The organism is Dokdonia ponticola, from assembly GCF_042653865.1.
GTDB lineage: Bacteria > Bacteroidota > Bacteroidia > Flavobacteriales > Flavobacteriaceae > Dokdonia > Dokdonia ponticola.
Window position 1 is genome coordinate 1 of the sequence record NZ_JBHSFV010000031.1, and the last position, 6,183, is coordinate 6,183.

At 32.1% G+C, this 6,183-nt stretch carries 4 protein-coding genes; all 4 read right to left on the minus strand.

Translation table 11 applies throughout. The features are described 5' to 3' along the window. Positions 1-1,022 precede the first annotated feature (1,022 nt). Positions 1,023-1,646 carry a hypothetical protein gene (locus ACFO3O_RS22375; RefSeq protein ID WP_379983050.1) on the minus strand — a complete coding sequence of 208 codons (624 nt, stop codon included), beginning with the start codon at positions 1,644-1,646 and terminating at the stop codon, positions 1,023-1,025. A gap of 327 nt (positions 1,647-1,973) precedes the next feature. Beyond that, positions 1,974-3,884 carry an OmpA family protein gene (locus ACFO3O_RS22380; RefSeq protein ID WP_379983051.1) on the minus strand — a complete coding sequence of 637 codons (1,911 nt, stop codon included), beginning with the start codon at positions 3,882-3,884 and terminating at the stop codon, positions 1,974-1,976. 43 nt (positions 3,885-3,927) lie between these two features. After that, complete coding sequence (locus ACFO3O_RS22385; RefSeq protein WP_379983052.1) at positions 3,928-4,887, minus strand: PorP/SprF family type IX secretion system membrane protein; 960 nt, start codon at positions 4,885-4,887, stop codon at positions 3,928-3,930. Between the two features lie 55 nt (positions 4,888-4,942). After that, positions 4,943-6,183 (minus strand): gliding motility-associated C-terminal domain-containing protein (locus tag ACFO3O_RS22390; protein WP_379983053.1); only part of this gene is annotated, 1,241 nt, incomplete at its 5' end.

Consider the following 6,183-nt stretch of genomic DNA (forward strand, 5'->3'; position numbering starts at 1 on the left):
TTAATGCCAAGATAAAAGCGTTTAGAGCACAATTCAGAGGTGTTAGAAATGTAGAATTCTTCCTTTTTAGATTATCTACTATTTTTGCATAATCCTAAAATCCCACAAGTTTTGGACTTGATCCCATATTATTGTAAAATGATCGTAGAGATAGCAAAGGTTTGCTACACAGAGAGCATAAAAAAAGCCCTCACATTTCTGTGAAGGCTTGATTTTCCTAGTAGCGGGAACAGGACTCGAACCTGTGACCTTCGGGTTATGAGTCGTAAAACAAATTTCTTAACGTACTGAATCACATTAACTTAAATCAAATAAAAACTGTAAATTAAATCATATCTATGCATCTGACAACATGAAAACCCTACGTTGAATAATTTTATTATCTCTTATCATGTTAATAGGTAATTATCTTTGTTTGAAATTAGTTTTTGTGTCATTTTTTGTTTGTTCAATTTAAAACTTACATCAAATATAGAACTCAACTTTATTAGTTTTAAATCAATTCCTTATGATTGATACGTTTTTTTTAAATTATTATAAGCATAGTATTACTAACTCTAAGGAACTTTTGAAATAAAGGAAGTTACTTAAAATATGAGACTTTGTATAGTTTTAAGTTAATATAGTTTTTTTCTTTTAAATGTTAAAAAACGAAGAAAAATCCTATTACACAGCGATTAAATATATTACTCGTCACGGACTTTTATAAGACATTCTAACTAAAAAATAAAGAACTCTGATATTTCACTGTGGAAACAAGAGATTGATAACAAATACCAAAACATCAAAGTCAATGAAATTTATACCCAAAAAATAGATCTTATCAAAAAATTAAATCAATCTTATAGCTTCAGGAAAAATAGCTCTGAAGTATGCTTCTAAAATCAATCAAGTTTTAAAGATGTTTTATAACTAGCTCGTTCTTTGCCAAATCCCGTTTATGGAAGACATTATAGTAAGATGAATATAGAGGTGGAACATTTTTTTTTGTTCGTAATATAATACTATAAGAGCATACTTGTTCATCTTTTATCGGTTAGATACCAGTTTGTCCCATTTGAATAGAATACTGCCACATCAAAAGTAGAAGTATTTATAGATTGGTTTCCGCCCTGTACATTCATAACATTGTAAGCGCTAAAGTTCGATTCCCTTGAAATAATAATATGGAGACATCTACCCGAATATATTGAAGCACTAGGAAGTGAAAACGATCTTGTAAAAGTAAATAATGGATCAGTAATTAGTAAATCGTAAACATCTGCACCTGTATCAGGTAAAGTACACGGTGTGGGGCAATCTAAAGCTTCAACAACAGCATTCTCGGGAAAATAACAACTATTTGAAGAAGAAGACACCAGTGGAACCCATTGGGTGCTATTCCAAAAATAAAAACCTTGTGAGCTTGGATTAACACTATATACAATTTGACCTTCTTTGACTCCATTTACTGTTGTAGATGTCATGTTATCGATGACACGAGGTATTACAACGCCATCTTGTGAATTGAGTACTCCTGGAGTGTTACCTAAACTGTTTATGCCTGCTATGTCTAAAGTAGTTTGAGGGTCAGTAGTATTAATACCGACTTGTGAATAACTAACAAAACAAATACTAGATAACAAAAATAAATAAACGTATTTCATATTTTTAAATTATTGGATTATACATATTATTTATACTCTCGTTAAAGAGAATAATATTTAAGAACAAACTTTTCTAAACGGTAATTAATTCATTTGATCAATTGTTTTTTTATTAAAAACTTAATTAGATATTTAAAATTTATTAAATGAATATTAATTAAAAAATTATATGCTTGACTCAGAATAAAATGAAGAATAATTGTATAATTCCAAAATTTAATATGAAAACAATCTTTTTAGATTCCGTAACTTATAGTATAATTCATACGTTAATAGGAAACTTAGAAACTAAACCAAAAATATAAAATCTTAAAAGTTTTTTTATTATCAATTTTGAATTAGAAACACTGACCTTCTATTGAGTTGATGTTCCTCAACAGTACATTCTACACCATTAAAACATTCATTTATCAATTGATACTCTCCATATCCTTTGGCACTTAAACGACTCCTGTCAATACCTCTTTCTACCAACCAATCTAATGTAGATTGCGCTCTCCTTTCAGATAAAAACTCATTATAGGCATCATTCCCTCGAGAATCAGTGTGAGATTCAATATGAATTACCAATTGAGGGTATTCTCTCATAGCAACAAGAATTTTTGCCAATTCTACAGTAGCATCAGGACGAATATTGAACCTGTCAAAATCAAAATAAATGGGTTGTAAACTCAAACGACAACCCAAATCATTTGGAGGACAAGAATCACATTCTAACATTACTGGCACATTGATATTTTCAGTTTTTACAGGTGTTTGTATAATTATCTCATTCTCATTAAATTCACATTCTTTGCTACTAGCTCGAATCAAATATGATTTATCACAATCTAAAAGACTATCAAACGAATATGCTCCATTATCTTTAGAACTTACAGTCTCTATGATATTATTTTCTGTATCTAATAATATCACGGTTGCACCAGAAATGATTTTCCCAGTATTAACATTTGTAATTACACCTTTAATAGTAGATTCACACTTTACATAAGACCATCGATAAATATCATCCGAAATACTTCCTTGAGCACCATCGCGATTAGAAGAAAGAAAACCCAATTGACCATCTTCATTTATTATGAATCCAAAATCATCTTGATTACTATTTATAGGCTTATTTAAATTAGAAACAGATTGAGCAATACCTTCATCTAAAGACGTCACAAAAATATCTAATCCTCCAAAACCAGGATGCCCATCACTAGAAAAATAAAGATTATTTTTTTTATTCACATAAGGAAAACTTTCACGTGCTTCTGTATTTACAGTCGACCCCAAATTAATTGGATCGCCATAGGTTCCATCCTCGTTTATAATAACATACCAAATGTCAGACATTCCAAGAGTGCCTGGCATATCTGAAGCAAAATACAAACGTTTTTCATCTGGGCTTAATGAGGGGTGAGCAACTGAATAATTATCACTATTAAAAGGGAGCTCTTCTATGTTAGTCCAATAGTTTTCTGAGTTCTTAATTGCTTTATAAACCTTTAGTCTAATCGTTTTTTGTTTATCACGACCCATCTTACCATCAATAAAATTGTTTCTTGTAAAAAATATCGTATTGCCATCTTTGCTAAATGCTGATGAAGATTCATGAAACTTGGTGTTAATCTCACCATCCAATAATTTCACATTAGAAAGTTTCCCTTCAGCATTCATATTAGCTACGTATAAGTCTAAATATGGTTGGTTATTCCACTCAAAAACTTTCTCCCCTTCATTGATAGAGGATGATCTAGCAAAAACAAGTTTATCCATGTAAAATGAAGGACCAAAATCTGATCCCTCAGAGTTTATTGCTACTTTTTCAACTATATATTTTTTTTGAGATTCAGAATTTTTGATATAGTCTATACTTTGAAAAAAGTTCTTAGCAATAATTTCATCACCATTTAATTCTCCATAGGATTTCAGAAGTCTATATGACTCATCATAATTACCTAATGATTTTTGGCACTGAGAAGCTCTATAGTAATAAATAGGATCAGTTTCATAAGAAAACTCATTTATGGATTTCTGATACCATTGAGCCGCTTCACTGTATTCACTGTTAAAGTAATACGTATCTCCTAATTTTTGAAATACTTGAGCAGACACATAACCATCCTCCACAACTTTTAAATAAATCTTTCGAGCATCGATGTAAGAATAGTTCTCAAATTCTTTATTAGCTTTGTTTACTTTACCTTTTTGGGCAAATGAAACAGTAGTAAGTAAGATCACTAAAAGTGACATTAATGTTTTTTTATATAATAAACTTTTACACATAAGTAAGGTTTTAAAAAAATCTAGGTGATATAATACGATCAGGACTATTGAAAATATCAAACTTAAAAAACACTTCATAAGAACCACTACTGTAGGTTTCGATATCGCTAGTTTGATAGTCATAACCAACACCAATAAATATTTCATCACTTACCTGAAAGCCCGCTAGAGCACTTAAAGCAGCACTCCATCGATAGGAAGCCCCAATAGTAAACTTATCATTAATCAAAAAGTTTGCAGAGGCATCCCATTGTAATGGGGAACCACTTACTACTTTAAATAATGTAGCAGGTTTGAATTTCAGGTTATCATTTATATCAAAAACATATCCTGCAATCAAGAAATAATGAAGCCTCTCAGATGCTGTTGTTTGTCCTGCAAAGCCTGAAGGATTATCTACAATTTGATCTATTTGAGATTCATCAAAATGTTTAGTTGTTAGGAAATTTGGAACAGAAATACCCGTATAGAATTTATCTGTATAGAAATATAATCCAGCTCCAACTTGAGGCTGTAACCTTCTATCTATATTATTTTCAAATATATCCCCTTGGTCTGCAACATTTAGTTTTGTAAAATCTACATCTAACAAATCTAAGCCAGCCTTAATACCAAATGAAAGTTTTGAATTATAACTTGATTTGATAACATAAGCATAATCAATATTTATGTTAGATTCAATAGTTGGTCCCAACTCATCACGAACAATTGATAGTCCAAGACCCATATTTTCAAGGTAACCTATAGGCAAACCTACAGTAAAAGTTCCCGTCCTAGGAGCTCCCTCAAAATTCACCCATTGGGTACGACCTAACAATCCGAAATTAAGTGTCTCTTTAGAACCAACATAGGCTGGGTTTACTACCTGAGTAGTATACATGTATTGTGTATACTGAGGATCTTGCTGTGCACTACTCGAATACATACCAAGTAAGGTCAAGAACAAGATTATTATGAAGTTATTTCTCATGTTTATCAATTTTATTTTCGAAAAAGGTCAAGCTATTTAGAATTTTACCGTCTGTCTATCTATTTATATATAAAAATCCATTATATGCGCTTTTCCCTTCTGGTGTTTCTCCTGAAAAAGTAAGTATGTAAAAATATGTTCCCGTTGGAAGCTGTTCGTCTTGGCTAATAGTAGCCCTAGCAATAGATTCACCTCTAAACACATTGTTGGTTTCGTTATACCCTTGAGTTTCCCATATCAATACACCCCATCTATTGAAAATCTTCATAGTGTTATTTGGGAATCTATTGATCCCACGAATTTCAAAGAAATCATTAAGCCCATCACCATTGGGTGTAATTGCATTAAATATTTCAAAAGGTGCATTTGGAATTATAGTCATTGTTGGGTCATCAGGATCACCATCATTATCTATATCAATATCGCTTAGATCATTTGGATCATCAGAAGTATCATCTACTATCTCTAAAATTGGATTTATACCTATCGCTACCGCGATATTTATAATACTACCATTTAGGATATCTTCTTGGGTAATAGTATAATTCGAACTACAAGTTTCAATTGCACCAGGAATAAGCTGCGCAATACTGCACACAACACCTCCTAATAAAGGATCGTCTACAACTATATCTACCAATGTCACACTACCTGTATTTTCAACTTCAAAACTATATGTTATAGTCTCGCCAATCTGTGCAAAACCGTCTCCATTCTCATCGTTGAATACACTGGACTTTAGCAATGAGATACTAGATTTACCCTGCAATCCTGTGTTGGTTGGATCATCAGGATTACCATCATCATCTGGATCAATATCGGTTGGATCATCTGGATCATCAGAAGTATCTACAATATCATCGCCATCAGGATCTTGACCAATCACTAAAGCCTGATTTGAAACACTTCCATTATCTACATCTTCTTGGGTTATGATGTAATCCGAACTACAACTTTCAATTCCGCCAGGGGTGAGCTCTCCAATACTACAGACAACACCTCCCAATAAAGGGTCATCTATAATTATATCTATCAACGTTACATTACCGGTATTTTCAACTTCAAAAACATAGGTGATTGTCTCACCAACCTGTGCAATTCCATCACCGTTCTCATCATTGAAATTACCTGATTTGAGTAAAGAAATTTCTGGATCTTGATCAATAACTGTTACCGTTACATCATCCTCTAAATTACTATCATCATCTGAAATATCACTGGTTGTTTGTGGATCGCCATTACCATCGGTATAACCCCCTGTAGCCGTAGCTTGGTTGTTAACAAAGCCTGCATCAA